This window comes from Streptomyces sp. NPDC048718 (genome assembly GCF_043198875.1).
Lineage (GTDB): Bacteria > Actinomycetota > Actinomycetes > Streptomycetales > Streptomycetaceae > Streptomyces.
This window is the reverse complement of sequence record NZ_JBICVG010000019.1, coordinates 121,164-139,756: the sequence shown is the minus strand read 5'-3', so window position 1 is coordinate 139,756 and position 18,593 is coordinate 121,164. Positions and strand designations below refer to the sequence as shown.

Below are 18,593 nucleotides of genomic sequence, written 5' to 3'. Positions count from 1 at the left end.
CCGGTGCGAGGAGGGGCGGGACGGGTACGAGGGCGCGTCAGCCGCAGGAGACGCCGGCGGCCCGCCAGGTGCCGGCGTCGACCATCCGGGTCGGGGCGAACGCCTCGGCGGGGAAGCCCTTGCCGTTCTTGAGGCGGTCGTACATGGTCTGGACGGCGAGGGCGCCGACGTCCTTGCCGTTGATGAACAGGGCCGCCTTCATCCCGGACGGCTTGCCGGACTGCCAGTCCTTGCAGGCGAGGTAGGCGCCGAGGCCGACGCCGACGATGTCGGCCGGGCCGACACCGGCGTTCTGCAGGGCGGTGACGGCGCCCTGGACGTTCTCGTCGTTGCAGCCCCAGACGACCCAGTGCCGGACCCCCGGGTTGGCGGTGATCGTGGCCGCGACCTTGTCCTGGGCTCCGGTCGGGGTGTTGTCGGTGGCCACGTCGATGTTCCGGACGGTGGCGCCGACGCCCGCGGTGAACGCCGCCTTCGCGGCCTCGACCCGGTCGCCGCAGACGGTGACGTCCTGCTTCCAGGCGGAGATCGTCCGGGTGTCGGCCGCGCTCCAGCCCGCCTTGGTGTACTCCTCGGCGGCCCGTTTGCCGACCTCGCCGCCCATCTGCTCGCCGCTGAAGCCGATCCTCGGCACCAGATCGGCCTTCGCGCAGGACGCGGGGGCCGGGCCGGTGGTGCAGATCTGGTCGTCGGAGGTCAGCAGGGCGACCTTGGCGTCCCGGGCGGCCTGGACGACCTGCGGGCCGACCGCGGGGTCGGGGACGACGACGATGAGTCCGTTGCTCTTCTGCGCGATCGCGGACTGGACCTCGCTGACGGTCTTGTTGGCGTCGTTGCCCAGGTTGACCACCTTCAGGCCGACCCCGAGTTCGGCCGCCTTCGCCTTCGCGCCGGCGGCCTCACCGATGAAGTACTCCTGGTCGCCCTGCTTCTGCAGGTACGTCAGGGAGATCTTGCCGTCCACCGCGCGTACATCGTCGGCCGAGCCGGACGATCCGGACGGCGCCTGGCCGCTCGAACACGCGGAGAGGCCGAGGACGGTGGCGAGAACCGTCGCCGCGGCGGGGACCAGGCGGGCGCGCAGGGTAGGCATTCGAGGGCTCCTGGGGGCGGGAAGTGACCAGCGAGTGCGACACAACCAATCAGAATTACGCGCGATCGAACGTTGCGATCACAGGAAACGCCGCGATCATGCAACCGTCAATAGCCCGCGCTCGAATGGGTCATGTACCCGCATAACAAGGGGGGTTGAGGACACCGCGCAGCGCTTGCCGGGGATCGGGAGCGACAGCCCGCCGGAGCACCCGGGTGGGAGATTCTGTTCGAAGTACGACACCACTGGCCTTCCGGAGCCACGGCCTCCCACTGGCCCGGCCCGATACCCGGGGGTGCGGAGGTACGGCGGTACGGCGACCTGGGCCGCTCGCGAACCTTCGCACCTCCGAGCCCGCGCCCGGCCCGGCGCCGCGCGGTGCGGGTTCTCCGCAAACGCCTCCCCCGCTCGGCGTGATCACGCGCAGGTACGGTCACCGCGCCCCGGGGTACACGAAAGGCCGCCTTCTCATGACGAGAAGGCGGCCTTCGACCTGCGTGTCCGTGCGGCCGGGACGACACTCGACCGCACACAAGCCCTGAGGTCCGTCACAGAATGACTTCGGACTTCGCCCGTTGGACAGACGGGCCGTCTCGCATGGTCATCGAGTGGAACGACGCTTCGGCGTTCGCGAGTCGCATTCCGACCGCTCCCTGAGCGCTTCAGAGATCAACCAGGACCGGCATATGCGTTCTTGGTGTTCCCTCAGGCCGAGAGCGAGAAATGACGCCGCCTCAGATGGTCGGAGTGTCGTCGACGACCGGCTTGTGAACCTCGATGATCGGCTTCCATCCCGCGGAGACCTCGATGAAGTCCGCGCGAGTGGGGTAGGTGTCGATCGCGCGACGGTCGCGCTTGGGGCTTTCGCTCGCCTTGCGCCCTCGGGGAATCTGCTCCTCGAAGATGTCGACCTTCACATCGGGAACCTCCTTGAGGCCCTGACGCCAGATCTGCACGACATCGGCGCCGAACGCCTGCCGGACCGCGGCGTAAAGGGCCGTGAGGGCCCCCTTGTCCCCACCGGGGACGAAAAGTGCCAGGTCCAGCACGACGCCGGCGGACTGGAGGACCTCGATGGTCACCGAGCCGTCCTCGTCGGCCACGTAGATTCCGGCTTCATTCTCGTCGTCGGGAAGGCAGGAGATCTCTTCCTGGAATACGGTCCTCGCCGTGATCGAGCCGCCCTCGAATTCCTCACCGGGCTTGGCCAGAAAAGCAGGGACATAGCAGTCGGGAAGCTTGAGTTCTTCCATGTCTGCGGAAACGAAGATCCTGTCGTTCACGCCGAGCTTCGTCACCTCTTCCAGCGAGAGGCGGCGAGCGGCGATCTTCTCCGTGTTCACGATTTCCCTTTCAGGTTGCACTGTCCCTCTGGACGAGGACGCTATCACGAAAAACCGAGGTCAACTGCCCAGTAATCTTTGACTAAATGACCCTCGATGACCTGCGCGGGAGGACGCCGAAGCGAGTGCCACTCGGTCGGGAACGCGCATCCGCCAGGCAGTGTCCCTCGCCACGGCGTCGGGGATCAACTGACGGTTACATTACGGTGCGTTGAGCAGCACAGAGGAGCAAAGAAGAGCTTACGGCAGATATCGCCCATATCACCTTCGAGAAGGCGACGGGAAGGCCGGACGATCCATTCGTCACGCATCTCGAAGAGCGCAACGAAAACAGACGGATAGTCCGACAAAAGCAATAACGCGGACATGAGCCCGAGCAGCACTACATCAGCAGCAGGAAAGGACACCTTCATGCCGGAGGACAACGCCGAGGTCCTGGCGGAGCGACAGTGGGAGGCGGGGCACCACGCCGCCGCGCTCTCCCTCTACGTGGAAGCCTGGGCCGGCCCGGACGACGAGGTCGCGGACCGGATACTGGATCTGATCGAGGACTGGGGAGACACCGACGCCGCACTGGAGATCCTCTCCGCCCTCGCGGCCTCGGGCGACGCCCGGGCCCACGAGGCGCTGGCCGATCTGCTGGTCCAGCTCGACCGGCCCGAGGAGGCGGTGTCGGCCCTTCAGGAGGCGGACCGGCAGGGCCGCGACGTGATCCTGTGGATCGCGGGGATCCTGGCGGACGAGATCGAGGACCGCGACCGCGCCGAGAAGTACTACCGACGCGCGCTGGCCGAGAACCACCCGGACGCGCTCAACGACTACGGCGCCTTCCTGCACGACGGCGGGGAGCGGCTGGACGAAGCCGCGGACCTGCTGCGCCAGGCGGTCGAGCAGGGCGACACCATGGCGGCCGGCAACCTCGGCCGGCTCCTGCTCGACCAGGACAAGCCCGCGGAGGCCATCGGCTGGCTGCGCCAGGCCCTGGAGGCCGGGCACCGCTCCGTCCTGGTCCCGCTCGGCGTGGCCGAGAACGACACGGACGAGAGCGAGGCGGCCGGACGGCACCTGCGGGAGGCCCTCGACGAGGAGCTGCCCGGCGCGCATTTCGCCTACGCCCTGCACCTGGCCGACACCGGCGCCCTTCAGGAGGCCGTGCACCACTACGAGGCCGCCCTCGACCAGGACGGGGAGACGAACGCGTACCTCAACCTGGCGCTGCTGCACGAGGACCTCGGGCAGCGGGAGCAGGCCGACCGGCGCTACCAGGACGCGATCGAGCACGAGGACGAGGAGGCCTTCCTGCCGTACGCGGACTTCCTCGCCCAGCAGGACCGGACCGCGGAGATCGGTGCGCTGCTCACCCCTGCGACGGCGCTCGGCCTCGACCCGGAGGACCTCGCGCAACTGCGGGTGCTGGCCGACGGAGGACAGCCCGCCGACGCGTGAGCGCCGGGTCGCCCACCGTGGGCGGCCCACCTCGGTCGGTCTGTTCCCGTGCCCGATCCGTCACCGCCCCCTGAGGGGGCGGGGTGAGAGTGGGGCCGGTGAGGTCGGGGAAGCGGGCCAGGACGGCACGGCCGGTGCGTAGGAGTTCTTCGTCCTGGGCCGCTCCCCTTCCCCAGGAATCTCCGCCGCCGCGGCGGTCGGACCTGATGAGTGCCGCCCGGATCCGGGGTACGGCGGGTGCCGCGGACCGGCCCATGCGGTCCACGCGTGCGCCCAGCGCGGTGTGGAAGGTCAGCGGGAGCCGGGTGGGGGGCGCGTGGACGCGGCCGTGCCGGTCGAGGTCGGCGAAGGCGGCGGTGACGTACGAAGGGACGTCCGCGTCGGGGTCAGGGTCGGGGTCGGGCGTCGCGGCACATGTGCACGGGCCGAACGCCGCATCGTCCTCCGCGGGCCCGCCATCCCGGCCGGGGCGGACCCTCCCCTGCTCCGCGGACGCGCCGTCGAACCGCCGCGCACGCCCACCCCGTGGCCGGACCCCCGCACACGCCCGCCCCATGGCCGGGCCGTCGGCCAAGGTCCGGGGGGCGACGGGCTCAGTCGATACCGAGTTTGTCGCTCAGCTGGCTGCGCGAAGTGATCCCGAGCTTCGGGAAGATGCGGTAAAGGTGTGCGCCGATCGTTCGGGGCGACAGATGCAGCCGCCGGCCTATCTCCTTGTTGGACAGTCCCCGCGCCGCCAGCTGGGCGATCTGAGCCTCCTGGGGCGTGAGCAGGCCCCGGTCGGTGCGGCTTGGACTCCTGCTGCTCTCCCCGGCCGAGCGGAGTTCCTGGGACGCGCGTTCGCGCCAGGGCTCCACCCCGAGGGCGGCGAAGGAGTCCCGGGCGATCCGCAGCGGGGTGCGGGCCTCCATCACCCGGCGGCGGCGCCGGAGCCAGGTGCCGTAGGCGAGCATGAGCCGGGCACGCACGAAGGGCGCGCGGGACATGTCCAGATCGAACGCCGCTCGGAACCGCTCTTCGGCATGCTCGTCGTCGGCGAGTAGCGCCTGTGCGAATCCCAGATTCACCCGGATCATCTGGACCTCGCTCGCCTTGGCGTACGTGAGGAGCTGCCGCAGCGCGCTCTTCGCCATGGCGCGCTGGTCGTCGCCGGTGGCGGCCTCGGCCAGCTCCGTGATGGCCACGGTCTGCATGAACGGGTGGTAGGAGGGATCGGCCGGGTCGAAGACCCGCCAGACGCAGGAGAAAGCCTCGGCGTGGTGGCCCGCGGCGAGGCCGATGAGACCACGCGTGATCTGGATGTACGCGAGCTTGGAGGGGTCGACCACGGTCAGCCCCTGGCCCTCCGCCTCGCCGATCGCGACCAGCGCGGTGTCCAGGTCTCCACGCAGAGCGGCGAACTGCGCCTTCGCCACCCGCGCTCCGGTCAGCCAGCGCGGTTGCGCGTTCTCCTCGGCCAGTCGTGCCGCCTCGGCGGCGGCCGGGAGGCCGGTCTCCCAGTCGACGGTGTGCACGGTGGCGAGGGCGAGGAACACCAGACTCTGGGCCAGCAGGCCGAGACGCCCTTGCCGGCGCAGGCCCTCCACCGCGTGGCGGGCGAATCCGGAAACCTGGTCGTACGCGTTCAGCATGATGGCCGCGTTGCCCAGGGCGGCGGCGGTCAGGGCGTCGTACCCGCCCTCCCGTTCGAGGCGTCGCAGCCGGTCGAGCACCGTCGCGGACGCCTCCACCGGGGCGCCCCCCGCCAACGCACACACCAAGTCCGGGTGGAGTTCCGGGACCGGCAGCCGCTCGGCGGCCGTCACGACGCGCTCCCTCAGTTCCCGGCCCGGGTCCGCCCACCAGCAGCGCCGTGCGGCCGCGCGCAGCAGCCGCAGCGCGAGTTCAAGATCGCCGGCCCCGGCGGCCTGCTCCGCCGTGTCGATCAGCAGGTTGAGCCGGGAGATGCTCGTGTCCGACTCCGGCTCGAGCCCGTCACGCAGCAGGACCACGCGGGCCCGCTCCAGCACGTCCAGGCCCAGCGATTCGGCCTGTTGCACCAGGGCTGACACACGATCCGTCTGGCCGAGTTCGAAGCGCAGTTCCGCGGTGGCGAGGAGGCGGGCCCGGCTTCCCGCCGGGTCCTCGCTCAGCGCGGTGGCGCGTTCCAGCGCGGTCAGGGCCGCCGCGGCGGCGCCACGCTCCCGCGCGCCGAGCGCCGTCCGGTCCAGTTGCCGGGCCACCGCTTCGTCGGGACGGCCGCCGGCCATCGCCCGGTGCCACGCCTGCCGGTCGGGCTGCCCCTGAAGGGTGCGGGCGAGCGCGCCATGAGCGGCGAGCCGGTCCGCGAGCGGGGCCGAGGCCAGCACGGCGGAGCGCACCAGCGGGTGCGTGAAGTCGATCCGGAACCCGTCGACGCGCACCAGACCGGTGGCCATGGCGGGCTCCAGTGAGCGTACGGACAGCTCAGTGCCGGTCAGGGTCGAAGCCGCTGTGAGCACCTCGGTCAGCGCGCCGTCGTCGGCGGTGGCCGCGACCAGCAGCGCGTGGTGGGTGTCGGCCGGAAGGCCGGCCAGCGGCGAGGAGAAGGCGCGCTGGAGCCGGGCGGTGAGGGGGAGTGCCGGCGGCACCACGGACTCCGCATGGGTCGCGTCCGCCCCCAGGGTGAGAGGGAGTTCGGTCAGCGCGAGGGGGTTGCCGGCGGACAGCTCCGCCACCAGGCGGCGTGTCCCCGGGGCGAGAGCGAGGTGACGGGCGTCCAGCAGGGCGTCGGCCGAGGCCCGCGCCAGGGGCTTGAGGTGCAGTTTGTGGATGTCGGGGGCACCCGACCACTCCGTACGGCCCTCGCGGACGGCGAGAAGCAGGCCGAGGGGCTCGGCACCGACGCGGCGGGCGATGAACCCGAGAACGTCCAGCGTCGGTGTGTCGACCCACTGGGCGTCGTCCACGACCAGCAGCACGGGGGCTTCGGCGGCCACCTCGCCGAGCAGGCCGAGGACAGCCAGGGCGATCGTGAAGGACCGGAGCGCGGACGCGCTGGGTGATGGCTCCACCATGCCGAAGGCGCCCAGCAGCGCCTTCGCCTGAGCAGGGGGGAGGCTCTGGACCCGGTCCGTCAGGGTGTGGGTGAGCTGGTGCAGCCCCGCGAACGGCAGGTGGGTCTCGGCCTGAACGCCCGAGGCCCGCAGGACGGTGCGGCCGGAGCCGCGGGCCCGGGCGGCGGCGTGGTCCAGGAGGGAGGACTTGCCGCTCCCGGGGGCTCCTTGGACGAGCAGCGCGCCACCGCGCTCGGGCAGTCCGTCGACCAAGCGGCCGACGGCCGCCAGCTCCTCGTCCCGGCCGAACAGTGTGGTGCCTGACATCCGATGTTTCCTTGCGTGTGTGCCAGTGCTCTGACCTGGATCGTTGAATTCTACGAGCACGAATTGCACGGTCGGGATGCGCTGAGAGTCATGTGTCCGGCGGCACATCAGCCGCAGTCGCTTCGCAGTCATCTTCCCGCCGACGTAAGTCATCCGGTGTTCCATGCTGGACGCGGAACGAGGCCGGCGGTCCGCACGTCGGCCGGTTCGGGCACACGACCGGAGGGAGAGGCCCCATGACATCCGTGACCGACGCGGCCGGATTCCCCGAGGGCGGGAACACGGCACACCGGCGAGGAAGCCGGACGGTCTCCCTCGCCGGTGTGCCGGTGACGGTCGTCCCGTACGAGGCCCCTTCGGAGCCGGGTCTGACGACGACCCGGCGGTTGGGGCATCTGCTCTTCGTCACGACGGAGGCGGGCCCGCGGTGCTACACCCGCGAGCCGAGGCGGTTCGTCCGTGGCACCGGGCAGAGCGAGGGCTTCTTCGCGGTCGCCGTCATGGGGGTCACCGGTGCCGTGGTGCGTCAGGGCGGAAGGACGACCGAGGTCCCCGCCGGAGCGGTTTCCTTCTGGTGCACGGAGCGCCCGCATGTGGTCGACTACCCGGACGGAGTGGATGTCAGGGTGTGCCTGATTCCCCGGCGGGCCCTCGGCGTGCGGGACGACCAGCTGGAGCGGATGACGGCCACCACGACCGACACCGGCGGACCGGTGGGTGCCCTGATCGCGCAGACCCTCCTCACCCTGGTCGAGACGGCCGAGGACTGCCGCGCGTTCGTCGCCGGTCGCCTGGCCCGTCACTTCACCGATCTGGTGGTCACCCTCGTCATCGAGCGGTCCGCCGGTGACGCGCCCGCCGCGGAGGACTCCCGGGCCACGAGGGTCCGGGAGATCCACGTCTACGTGGACCGGCACCTGAGGGACCCGGAGCTCGGACCGCACATGATCGCGGCAGCGCACGGCATCTCCGTCCGTTCCCTCCACAAGCTCTTCGAAGGGGAAGGGATCACCGTCAGCCGTCTGATCCGGCGCCGCCGGCTCCAGGAGAGCGCCGGGGATCTCACCCGCGAGGACGGTGGCGACCACACGATCTCCAGCGTGGCCCGGCGATGGGGCTTCACCGGAACGGCCCACTTCAGCCGGCTCTTTCGTGCCGCTTACGGGATTCCCCCGAGCCAGTGGCGTGACACGCGCGGCGGCACCGCGCAGTCCGGCTGACACGACGCCAGGGGACACGGGGTCATGGGCCCCGCCGCCCAGGCGGCTCATCGACGTCCTGAGCCCGACGCACACATCTGTCTCAGGTCGTGTTCCCCGTCATCCGCGTGACCCGCCCGACCCTCGGCAGACTCCGCCCACCCGATTGTCGTGCCCCTTCTCCTTCCCCCTTCCCCCTTCCCCTTCCCCTTCCCCCTTCCCTCGCCTCGCCCTGATGGCTGATCGACCTGAGAGGAACCCGGTGTCCGCGTCTTTCTCCACTGTGAAGCTGTCCGCCTCCGACCGGGCGGACAGCTGGCGCGAAACGGTGTCCCACGCCTTCGTACCGATGACGGTGAACCTCCTGGAGGAGGTGCCGTCACCCGGGAGCATCGTCGGCCGCCGGCTGGGTTCCGTGCGGATTTCGAGGGTCCAGGCGGGGCCGCAGGTGGTGACCCGCGACAGGCGCCTGATCGCCGAAAGCGACTCGCCTTCACTCATCGTCAGTCTGCAGCAGCGCGGCACCGCGCTCAAAGAGCAGGACGGGAGGGAAACGCTCATCCGCCCCGGTGAGTTCTCCCTCAGCGACACTTCCCGGGTCTTCCGGAAGAAGGTCGAGGAGGACTTCGTCTTCACGTCCTTCCACTTTCCCCGCGCGGAACTGGACGTGCCCGAGAGGGACCTGCGGGCACTCACCGCGACGGCGTTCAGCGGCACCGAGGGCAGCGCCGCACTGGTGGCGTCCTACCTGGCCCGGATGGCGCACGAGGCCGAGGCACTGGACGAAGCCGTCGGGCGCCGGGCCGCGGCCACGGCGCTCGATCTGCTGGCGATGCTCATCGACGACCGGGGCATGCGCGCCCGGCCGCAGAGTTCCCGAACCGGGGCCTCGCTGGAACGGGTCAAGGACCACATCCTGCGCAATCTCCGCGACCCGGACCTGTCACCGTCCACGATCGCGGAGGCGAACTTCATGTCGGTCCGCTTCCTCCACAAACTCTTCCAACTCGAGGGTGCCACGGTGGCAGGGTGGATCCGGACGCAGCGGCTTGAGCGTTGCAGCCGGGACCTCCTGCGGCCGATGGCCGGGGAGGTGGGGGTGGCGGGGATCGCCCGGCGGTGGGGTTTCGCCAACTCCAGCCACTTCAGTCGTGCCTTCCGCGCCGCTTACGGCATGTCGCCGAGGGATTGGCAGGTCGGCGGCAAGGAGGCGTGATCACCCCGTGGACGTCACGGAAAGCACACCGACCCCGGCGATCGCTCCCCCGGAGCCGTCACACCGTTCGCCCGGCCGCGAGGCGGTCCTCGTGGATCATCGCCTCGGGCCCGGCCGCGGTCCGGTGCGCGTAGAGGTCGTGGTTGGACTTGGTCCGGGCCCGGCTGGTGTGGGTGCGCGGGTGCTCGAAGTGCAGGCAGGCCAGATCCGGGCAGGCCCGCCAGGCCCGGACGATCGGCCCGTGGAAGGCGACCTTGAGCAGAAGGTCGTCGTCCTCGCGGCCCCAGCCGCGATAACCGCGGCAGTACCCGCCGACCTCGGCGAAGAGCTGCCGGGTCAGCATCAGCCCGCCCCAGTGGAAGGCCGGCCGCCGGTTCTCCGGGTCGTCGGGATCCACCCCCGGGCCCCGTGGCGGAAGCACGATGGGCACGTCCTCGCCCAGTCCGTCGCGGTCGACGGTGAACCGTTCGCCGGGGACCGGACGCAGCAGGCCGTCGGATCCGGCGCTGCCGTAACAGAACCGCCCGGACCCCGCGGGAGCGAGGACGGTCGGATCCACGCCGTCGGGACGGTCGAGCAGCCGGTACTGCCATGGCTGGCCGGCCGGTTCGCCTCCGGCCAGGTCAAGGGCACGGGCCAGGAAGTCCCGTCCGACCGGCAGGACGTCGGCGTCGGTGAGATACAGGACCGGCGCCCGGGCGTGGGCCGCCGCCGTGTTGCGCAGCAGTCCCGGCGCCCGGTCCGCCGGGTCGGCCGCCACGAGGCGTACGGCCCGATCGGCGCTCAAGTCCTCGGCCACCGTCACGTCCGGTGGACCCGAGACCGCGACGACGACCTCGCATGGGACGCTCTGGCCGAGCCACGCACGCGTGACCGAGGCCAGGGTGCGGCGGCCCTCGTGATCCCCGTAGAGCGGGATGACCACGCTTACGTCGACGGACATGCGGGCTGCTCCTTTCAGGATGTGTCGTGCGGTCAGGACGTGTCGCGCGGGGTGTGACGTGTCCCGTGGAGATGGCTCTCGATCACGTCGGCGGCGGCCGTGACCCCTCCTGACGTACGGATCTCCTCGCGCATGGCCCTCAGCCGCCCGGCCATGGCCCGGTCCGCGGCGACCTGGCGCACGGCCTCGCGCAGGCGGTCCGGGGTGGCCTCGGCCCCCGAGAGGTCGAGACCGAGTCCGAGTTCCGCGATGCGCGCCGCGTTCTCGAACTGGTCCACCGCCTGAGGTACGCCGACCAGGGGGACGCCGTGGTACAGCGCCTCCGTGGTGCTGTTGCCGCCGCAGTGGGAGACGAAAGCCCGCGCATGCGCCAGAACGCCGAACTGCGGCACGGTCGCGCGGATGTGGAAGAGGGGCGGCACCGGTCCCAGGCGTTCCGGGTCGATCCGGTCGCCCGTGGCCATGACCACGGCCCACTCTCCGTCACCGAATGCTTCCAGACACCGCCGGTAGAACTCGGGACGGTCGTTGAAGACCCCGCCGAGGGCGATCAGGAGCGTGTTCCTGTCATGGCGCGGACGCCAGACGCCCTGGAACGACCGGTCACCGAAGCAGGGCCCGACGAACCGGTACCTCTCGCCGAGTTCGTGACGGTGCGACTGGAACGAGGGCGGGACCATCACCAGGCAGGTCTCGGGCCGGTCGAGGAACGACGCCGTCGCCGTGTTCACGCCGTGGTCGGACAGCAGAGCGCCCAGTTCCGCGTGGAACCTGAGGTCGGTCCCGGACCGGTGCGGCCGGGGGCCGTGGCGGGGCACGCGCGTGGTCGTGAACTGGACGGCGGTGACCTCGCGGGTGTGGGCGAGGACCGGCGCGTGCCAGCAGCCGTTCTTGTAGAGCACCAGGTCGGGACGGTCCCGGTCGAAGGCCCCGGCGAGCTGCGGAAGCGCCGCTCGTGCCTCGGTGAGGAAGGGGTCGGGCGCACTGCCGTCCGTCGGCGGCCCGCCCGACCGGACCAGCTGTTCGAGCGGGGAGCGGTAGCGGGTGACGGTGGCGCCGGCGGCCCGCACCTCGGTGGCGAACCGTTCGGTGACCGCCGCGGTCACCCGGTGGCCGCGGCGGACGAGTTCGGAGACGAGGCCCAGACTCGAATGGACGTGGCCGGGCGTCGGGTGGGTCATCACCCAGATGTGCCGGCCGGACGCGCGGGCGGGCGGCGCGATGGATGTCACGGGGAGCTGTCCACGTGCAGTCCCGCCAGCGCCATCAGATCGGATTCGACCGGCGGGCGGCCCAGTTCGCGGCCGAGCAGCCGCGTACTGACCCGTGCGTACTTGTCCACTCCGGTGCGCAGCTCGGCTTCGTCGAACATCTCGATGGTCGGCGGCCAGAGGTCCAGGAACGCGCACAGCTGCTGCCACAGCTGCCGGGCGTCGTAGGCCTCGAACGCCTGGGTGACCCTGGGCAGGGAGAGCAGCAGCCGGTGCCGTGCCTCGGCGCTCCGTTCGGTGATCTCGTGCAGGACCTCGGTGGCCGCGTTGCCCGCGCCCCGGCCGAGTCCGGCCAGTGACGCGTCGGCCCATCGGGCGCCGCCTCGCTGGGCGGCGAGCACGTTCGCCAGGGCCAGCCGCTTGCAGTCGTGGGCATGGAAGCCCAGGGGCAGTCCCACGGCCCCGCTCAGGGCGCGGAAGACGTCCTCGACGTGGCGGGGCAGGAAGGCGCTGTTGGTGTCGGCGATGTAGAACATCTCCGCTCCCGCGCTCTCCGCCGCTTTGGCGCACGCTTCGATCGTCCCGGGATCGGCCCAGCTGGCGAGGGTGAGGTTGACGCTGAACGGCATCCCGGCGGAGGCGAGTCGATGGGCGATGTCGCGCCACGCGCCGTCCTTGCCCGGGGTGACGGGGATCCGGGTCAGGGCCAGTCCCGCGTCCGCGAGACCGGGCAGGTCGATCGGTTCCGTGCCTCCCGGATGCAGCATGCCTATCAGCGGGGTGGTCGTGACCGCGGCCAGATCCGCCAGGTGTTCGGGGGTCATCGCGTAGCAGGGGCCCGTCCGCGTGTACTGGCCGTGGTTCGGAGGGAGGCCGGTCAGATAGCCGACCTCGATGCCGTCCACCTCGGCGGTGTCGAGCAGGGCGACCACCGCGCGGGCGTCGTCCAGGCCGAGCCTGAAGTCGTTGACGAATCCTCCGTCGCGCAGGGTCACGTCAAGGATTTTCATGGGTTGCCTCTCGGTTGGTCCGTTCCGCCCGACGCGCGCCGGGACTCGCGGCGGGGAGGGGCGGGAAGCGGTTCAGCGCCTGTCGGTAGGCGTCCTGGTACTCGTTTCCGGAGCCCCTGTCGCGCTCCTCGTAGCGGCTGCCGTAGAGCGAGCGGTACACGGCGAACCAGTCGGGCCGGGAACCCAGGAAGAGGATGTCGTGCACCGCGATGTAGCGCAGGGCGAACAGCGGGACGGGCGAGACCTTGTTGGCGAACTCGGGGTTGCGGGCCGCCGGCGCCCGACACCGCGGATGGAACTGGCCGAGCATCATCCCCTGGTGCACGAAGTACGTCTTCAGGCCGGCGTGGACCTCGTCGAGGACGACGGCGCGGCGCGCGGAGAGGTTCGGGAAGGCGGTGACGATGGTCTTCAGTGTCTTCTCCGGCCCGGTCGAGGGCGGCGTGCGCCGGAACACCTCGATATAGCGCCGCAGAAGCTCTTCGAGCTGGGCGGCGTCGACGGTGTCGTCGACCTCTTCGTGCACCGCGATGTGAAGCGCCTCGGCCTTGATGGCCGGCGGCACGAAGGGACAGACGGCGCCGTCGCGCCCGAGCCGCGCGTGGGGCTGGGAGATGTAGTCACGGGCCCAGTTCAAGACCTCCTCCGCGCAGCGGGCGGCGGACGGGGTGAACAGGCTGGTGGGTCTGAGCTGTCGCATCGCGGTCATGCCTCCATCCGCCGGGCGAACAGATAGCACTTCGCCTCCGGTGGCTCGTCGGGCGTGTGGACGACCTTGAGGTGGTTGAGCCGCCGCCAGGTGCCGGCGCCGCCGGGGGATCCCCCGGCGGGGTCGCCGGCGCCGGGTCCGGGCCCTGCGGTACCGAACCGCAGGAGGGATCCGGCGAGTTCGGGGCGGCAGAGCCCCAGCCGGCTCAGGCGGTTCAAGGCCCTCCCCCAGGGGGGCGGTGCTCCCGGACGGAGCCGGCTGTGGAACATGTACTCGACTCCGAGGCGGGGCCGGATCCCGGCCGCGACGTCCAGGTCGAGGGTCAGGCAGTCGACGGTCGGCGCCATGGACGTGAGGACCGGCAACAGGTCCCGGCGCTGGCCGGGCCACCCCGTCGCGTCGAGGCAGTCGAGCAGCCGGCCGCCGGTCAGCCCCTGGACGCACACCCGGAGGTAGTCCGCCCGCCTCGGCAGGAGAAGACCGAGGACGACCCGGGAGGCACGGATGGTCGCCGCCCGGAGACAGTGGGACAGGAAGGACCGGTGCGCCGGGTCCGGCCACGCCCCGGCGAACAGGGCCGAGACCTCGTCGAGCAGCCCCGCCATCGCGCCGGAGTGGGCCGCGCCGGGGTCGATGTCGAGGAAGACACTGGGCAGCGGCGGGACGGGGGCGCCGGCGTCGAGGGGGCCCGGTGAGTCCAGGGAGTCCGGTGAGTCCGGTGAGTCCGGTGAGTCCGGTGAGTCCAGGTCGAACTCCAGCCAGATGTCCCGGACATGTGTGTGCAGCACACTGGCGGGATCCGCCCACGCCGCGGCGAACTCCGCCAACGGACCCCATCCGGAGCGGAGATCACCGGAAGCCTGGTGCGCCCGCGCGGCCGACCGCGCCAGGGCGGCGCGTTCATGAGCGGCCTTGCCCACACAGAACATGAAGTCGACCGGGGCCGACTCTCGGTTGAGCCGGCACTCCAGACCGACGAACTCACTGAGATCGCAGGGGAATTGGTCCGCCACTCGCAGGACCTGGGACAACCGGGCCGGATCCAGGAGGGCGGGCTCCACCTCTGCCGCGAGGTCGGCCACCAGGCCGGAGAGCCGGTCCGGGTTCGCGAGAGCAGTCGGTGACGTCATGCCGGAGCACCCCGGCCGGTGCCTCGACGAGCGTCCCGGACCGCCCAGAGATGGCACGTCGACTGCCCATCGGTCACCGGCTCGCCGGGGGCCGGGCCGAAGACCCCTCGGACGCGAAGACCCGCGCCCTCGGCCGCCGTCACCAGACCGGCGGGGTCGTGGAGGAAGAAACGCGACCAGAACTCCGTGACGTCTCCCTCCTCGTGCAGGAAGAGACGGTGGTGCACGCGCTCGCGCTCGGCGGGGAAGAAGAGCCGGCGCAGCAGAGCGGCACGCACCGGCCGCCCCATCAGCCGTGTGGTGGGGTCCTCGACGACGGTGACTTCCGGTTCTCGTCGCCCGATGTCGGCGGGCGCGCGGCTGAGTTCGCAGAGCAGGTGTCCGCCCGGACGCAGGGACCGGGCCATCTGCGCCATGAATGCGTCCAGTTCGGTCTCCCGCACCTGGAGCGACGGCCCCTGGACCGCGAGCACGAGATCGAAGTCCCGGTCGAAGTCCATCTCGGACATCGGGATCCGCAGGTATCGGCAGTCCAGTCCCACCTCCGTTGTACGGCGCCGGGCGAAGTCGAGGAACACGGGATTGACGTCGGTCCCGGTCACCCGGTAGCCGAGTTCCGCGAGTCGGTGACTGTGGACTCCGGGGCCGCAGCCGATGTCGAGTACGTTCGCGCCGGAATCCAGCCGGAGATTGTGGTGCAGCCAGTCGATCGCGCGTCGGGCCGCGTCGACGGCTGGTTCCGAAGAAGCCTCGGAGGGGTGACCCTGCCCGTACTGACGGGCCATGAGATCGTCGACGCCCACCAGGTCCCAGGGTGTCGGGTCCAGCGGTGTGAATTCCGAGAGTTCTTCTTTGAGCGGTACCCCGTGGAATCTCTTCGGAGTAGCTGCCGGCATGACGTCACCTCTTCTCGCGGGCCGGACCGCGCCCGGCCGGGCCGGGTGCGTAGTCGTGCGGCGAGAACGCTTTGAAGTAGTGGCACATCCCGCTCACTTTGTGCGCGGGCCTGAGCATCTTCAGGTCCTTCCGCAGGGCATCCAGGTAGGAGTAGGTGTAGGGCACCACGTGGATGCCGGAGAAACGGCCGGAGAGCGGCCGGACGGTCTTTCCCGTCAGAAGTTCGGCGTCGATGGCCCGGTTCATCTCCACCGGGCTCGGCAGCGAGATACGGCCGGCGGCATGGGCCGCGAGCCAGCGTGCCCCGAGTTCCGAGGTGGTGGGGGTGAACAGGCTGGAGTTGTACCCGACGAACCCGAGTCCGGGCACCTCGGGACTCACGAGACAGCGGTAGAGCCGATAACGCCCCTCGGCATCGACGATCTTGCCGGACAGAGCGGGATCCAGGAAGGAGAGCTCCTGGCGGTAACCGGTGCCGAAGACGACCACGTCGGCCCCCAGCACCCGTCCGTCGGAGAGGACGACCCCCTCGGGAGTGAACGCGTCGGCACCCGCGCGGTGCACCTCGATCCGGCCGGCTCTGATCAGACGGAACAGCGCCTCGGGCGCCACCTGGAAACCGGAGGCGACCTGGTCGCGGAAACGGTGCGCCGGTCGCAGTCTGCTTCCCCGAAGACCGAACTGGCAGGAGAACAACAGCTCCAGGCCCCGCCAGAGCACCGACAGCAGGCGACGCCGGCCGGCCTCCAGACGCGGTCTGCCGGGGGAACGCGCCGGCATGAGCGACTCCCAGAGCCGCGACGTACAGACGTGGCGGATGTGCACCAGTCCGCCGAAGAACCGGGGCACCGTCCAGACCGCCCTCCGCACGACCAGGTGCACCTTCTCCGCCCGCGGTGCCGCGACGGCGGCGATGTCCATGGCCGACTTGCCGAACCCGACCACGACCACCCGTTTCCCCCGGAACAGCTCCGCCGACCCACAGGCCGAGGTATGCCGCACCGTTCCCCCCGCGGCCGCGAATCGCCGCACGCCGGGCAGCTCGGGCAGATGCGGAACGCAGAAGATGCCATTGCACACCAGAAGGAAGTCGCATGCGTGGACCGACCGCCCCTGCGGCCCGTCGACCGTCACCGACCAAGTCGGCTTCCCTTCCGTGTGCGGTGCCGCATGGACCACCGTGGACCGGTACCGGATGAGGGGCGCCACCCCGAACCGCTCGGCGTACGCGCGCAGATAGGCCTGTACGTGGCTCGCCGACGGCCAGTCGGGATAGTTCGCCGGGGTCGGGAAATCGGAGAACGCGTACTGGTCGCCCGGGGTTTGCGTGGTCAGTCCGGCGTAGGCCCGGCGGGGATGCCATACGCCGCCGAGCTGATCCGACCGCTCGAAGACGGTGACCTCGTGGCCCTCTTCACGGAAGATCTTCGCTGCGGCGAGTCCGCTGACCCCGGCCCCGATGACGCAGACACGCAACCGTGGCGTGCGTGCCCGATTCCCGTTCTCCATGAGAGGTCCTTTGCAGGAGGTCGGCTGTCCGGAACTCCAAGGCGTGGTCCACGTGCTCGGTGACCGAAGGCTTCTGCCCTTCGTAACACCGCGCGGGGCCCGGTGCGCTCCGCTGCGCATCCAGTCGAGTGGAAACCGGGAAGCCGGTGCCGGGACGACGCGGAGACGAATCGCGAGGGCTCCGTGATGCGCGCATCCTGGTGGGCGGGGCTCCGGCCGGGCCGTGTCCGCCCCTGCCCGACGGACCACCGATCTCCACCACCCACCACCCACCACCCACCACCCACCACCCACCTGGGGAGTCGATCATGAGGGACCCGGCCGACCGTCGCCCCCTGAAGATCACGGCCCGGGTGACCCACTACCCGCCGAACCACAACGCGGGCAGCGAGTGGATGCTCCACAGCATGCTCCGTCCCCTGGCCGAGCGCGGACACGACGTGACCGTGTGGCTGTCGCACCACGGCCCGCTCCCGCACCGCTACCGGCTCGACGGAATCGATGTCGTCCCGTTCCAGGAGGGCATCGAATTCGCCGCTCACGCCCGCGCGTCCGACGTACTGATCGCGCAACTGGGAGACGTACCACCGGTGGCCTCGCTGGCCCGCGAATACCGGGTGCCGATGGTCGCGGTCTGCCACCTCGCCCACGAGTGGTCCTACCGCCATGCCGCCGGCGTCGACCTCGCCGTCTACAACTCGCACGCGATGAAGGCCGAAGCCGAGCTGTTCTACGGCGCGCTCGGCGACCGCGTCAGGCCCAGGGCCACCATCGTCGTGCGGGGACTGGTGCGCGCGGAGGACTACCGCACCACGCCCGGGGAGTGCGTGACCCTGGTCAACCTCAGTGTCTCGAAGGGCGGGGAGCTGTTCTGGCGGATCGCCGACCGCATGCCGGACACCCGTTTCCTCGGCGTGCTCGGCGCCTACGGGGAACAGATCCACCCACCGCGGCCCCAGCCCAACCTGGAGGTCATCGGCAACATTCCCGGGCATGCCATGCGCGACCTGGTGTACGCCCGTTCCCGGGTGATTCTGATGCCCAGCGCCAACGAATCCTGGGGCCGGGTCGCGGTGGAGGCGCTCGCGTCGGGGATCCCGGTGATCGCTCACCCCACTCCGGGACTCGCCGAGTCCCTCGGGCACGCCGGCATCTTCGCCGACAGGGACGACCTCGACGCCTGGCTGTCGGCGCTGACCGCCGTACTGGAGCCGGACGTCTGGGCGCGCGCGTCCGCACGGGCGCTGGAACGTTCCGCCGAACTGGATCCCACGGCGGACCTCACGGCCTGGGTCGAAGCGGTCGAGGCCCTGGCCGGCCGGACCGCCCCCGGCCCGCGGAACACCTGGCGCCGCGGTGACACGCACCCGCTCCCGTACGGCCGAGCACGTCGGGAACGCGAGGACGCCGGGCGGCCCGATGTCGGTGTGAGCGATCTGGACGCGTTCTGGGGACTGTCCGGCGGCTCAGGGCCGGACCGGCCGGACAGTCCCCTGGAGCGAAGGAAGACGGAGGAATGATGAGAGAGGGATCGCCGGAGCCGGGC

The 18,593-nt window shown here is 70.9% G+C and carries 14 protein-coding genes; 4 read left to right on the top strand and 10 right to left on the bottom strand.

From position 1 onward, the window contains the following. Positions 1 to 37: 37 nt before the first annotated feature. Positions 38 to 1,093 (bottom strand): substrate-binding domain-containing protein, encoded by a 1,056-nt coding sequence (locus ACGFRB_RS29525; RefSeq protein WP_393247371.1) that lies wholly within the window; start codon positions 1,091 to 1,093, stop codon positions 38 to 40. Between the two features lie 734 nt (positions 1,094 to 1,827). Continuing rightward, positions 1,828 to 2,436 (bottom strand): hypothetical protein, encoded by a 609-nt coding sequence (locus ACGFRB_RS29520; RefSeq protein WP_393247369.1) that lies wholly within the window; start codon positions 2,434 to 2,436, stop codon positions 1,828 to 1,830. Positions 2,437 to 2,847: 411 nt separating this feature from the next. Here ACGFRB_RS29520 and ACGFRB_RS29515 point away from each other — a divergent pair, with 411 nt between their 5' ends. Beyond that, a complete protein-coding gene (locus ACGFRB_RS29515) occupies positions 2,848 to 3,882 on the top strand; it encodes a tetratricopeptide repeat protein (protein ID WP_393247367.1) in 1,035 nt (344 codons plus the stop codon). A 593-nt stretch (positions 3,883 to 4,475) separates the two neighbouring features. On the opposite strand, the gene ACGFRB_RS29510 is transcribed toward ACGFRB_RS29515, so the two are convergent. Then, positions 4,476 to 7,223: an ATP-binding protein gene (locus ACGFRB_RS29510; RefSeq protein ID WP_393247365.1), complete on the bottom strand. Its 2,748-nt coding sequence runs from the start codon at positions 7,221 to 7,223 to the stop codon at positions 4,476 to 4,478. 236 nt (positions 7,224 to 7,459) lie between these two features. Between ACGFRB_RS29510 and ACGFRB_RS29505 the strand changes: the two genes are divergently transcribed. Both ACGFRB_RS29505 and ACGFRB_RS29500 read left to right on the top strand, forming a co-directional pair. Further along, entirely contained in the window at positions 7,460 to 8,443 is a 984-nt protein-coding gene (locus tag ACGFRB_RS29505) for a helix-turn-helix domain-containing protein (RefSeq protein WP_393247364.1), read from the top strand. Between the two features lie 241 nt (positions 8,444 to 8,684). Next, on the top strand, positions 8,685 to 9,638 hold the full coding sequence (locus tag ACGFRB_RS29500) for a helix-turn-helix domain-containing protein (RefSeq protein ID WP_393247362.1): 954 nt from the start codon (positions 8,685 to 8,687) through the stop codon (positions 9,636 to 9,638). A gap of 58 nt (positions 9,639 to 9,696) precedes the next feature. Here the strand turns inward: ACGFRB_RS29500 and ACGFRB_RS29495 are convergent, their stop codons facing one another. Genes ACGFRB_RS29495 through ACGFRB_RS29465 form a run of 7 tightly spaced genes read right to left on the bottom strand, consistent with a single transcriptional unit; the run spans position 9,697 to position 17,047 of the window. Beyond that, positions 9,697 to 10,581, bottom strand: a complete 885-nt coding sequence (locus ACGFRB_RS29495) for a galactosyltransferase-related protein (RefSeq protein WP_393247360.1) — start codon at positions 10,579 to 10,581, stop codon at positions 9,697 to 9,699. A gap of 32 nt (positions 10,582 to 10,613) precedes the next feature. Further along, a complete protein-coding gene (locus ACGFRB_RS29490; protein ID WP_393247359.1) occupies positions 10,614 to 11,813 on the bottom strand; it encodes a macrolide family glycosyltransferase in 1,200 nt (399 codons plus the stop codon). Beyond that, complete coding sequence (locus tag ACGFRB_RS29485) at positions 11,810 to 12,802, bottom strand: hypothetical protein (RefSeq protein ID WP_393247357.1); 993 nt, start codon at positions 12,800 to 12,802, stop codon at positions 11,810 to 11,812. The genes ACGFRB_RS29490 and ACGFRB_RS29485 overlap by 4 nt, the downstream gene beginning before the upstream one ends. Further along, positions 12,789 to 13,511, bottom strand: coding sequence for a DUF6875 domain-containing protein (locus ACGFRB_RS29480; RefSeq protein WP_393247355.1), 723 nt, complete (start codon positions 13,509 to 13,511; stop codon positions 12,789 to 12,791). Before ACGFRB_RS29480 ends, ACGFRB_RS29485 begins: the two co-directional genes overlap by 14 nt. Then, positions 13,508 to 14,641, bottom strand: a complete 1,134-nt coding sequence (locus ACGFRB_RS29475) for a hypothetical protein (RefSeq protein WP_393247353.1) — start codon at positions 14,639 to 14,641, stop codon at positions 13,508 to 13,510. The genes ACGFRB_RS29480 and ACGFRB_RS29475 overlap by 4 nt, the downstream gene beginning before the upstream one ends. Continuing rightward, positions 14,638 to 15,537: a class I SAM-dependent methyltransferase gene (locus ACGFRB_RS29470; RefSeq protein WP_363004712.1), complete on the bottom strand. Its 900-nt coding sequence runs from the start codon at positions 15,535 to 15,537 to the stop codon at positions 14,638 to 14,640. Before ACGFRB_RS29470 ends, ACGFRB_RS29475 begins: the two co-directional genes overlap by 4 nt. Before the next feature lie 4 nt (positions 15,538 to 15,541). Further along, entirely contained in the window at positions 15,542 to 17,047 is a 1,506-nt protein-coding gene (locus tag ACGFRB_RS29465) for a flavin-containing monooxygenase (protein WP_393247351.1), read from the bottom strand. Between the two features lie 308 nt (positions 17,048 to 17,355). Between ACGFRB_RS29465 and ACGFRB_RS29460 the strand changes: the two genes are divergently transcribed. Next, positions 17,356 to 18,567 carry a glycosyltransferase family 4 protein gene (locus tag ACGFRB_RS29460; protein ID WP_393247349.1) on the top strand — a complete coding sequence of 404 codons (1,212 nt, stop codon included), beginning with the start codon at positions 17,356 to 17,358 and terminating at the stop codon, positions 18,565 to 18,567. Positions 18,568 to 18,593 lie beyond the last annotated feature (26 nt).